The organism is Paenibacillus pasadenensis (genome assembly GCF_023715725.1).
GTDB lineage: Bacteria > Bacillota > Bacilli > Paenibacillales > Paenibacillaceae > Paenibacillus_O > Paenibacillus_O pasadenensis_A.
On the sequence record NZ_JAMBOT010000092.1, the window covers coordinates 1 to 255 of the forward strand.

A 255-nucleotide genomic window follows, 5' to 3' on the forward strand; every position below is an offset into this window, starting at 1 on the left:
GTTATGAGCAATGGGGTGACGCAGAAGGGTAGTGACGCGGACCGATGGATGTGTCCGTCCAAGCAGTGAGGCTGGTTTGTTGGCAAATCCGCAAACCGTTAAGGCTGGGCTGTGATGGGGAGGGAAACTTATAGTACCGAAGGTCATGATCTCCGGCTGCCAAGAAAAGCCTCTAGCCAGGCGAAGGTGCCCGTACCGCAAACCGACACAGGTAGGCGAGCAGAGCATGCTAAGGCGCGCGGAATAACTCTCGTT

Annotated in this window: 1 rRNA gene; it reads left to right on the forward strand. The window is 56.1% G+C overall.

Annotated elements, in window-relative coordinates:
* Positions 1 to 255: ribosomal RNA gene (locus tag M3223_RS24140) — 23S ribosomal RNA — on the forward strand; the annotation flags it as partial.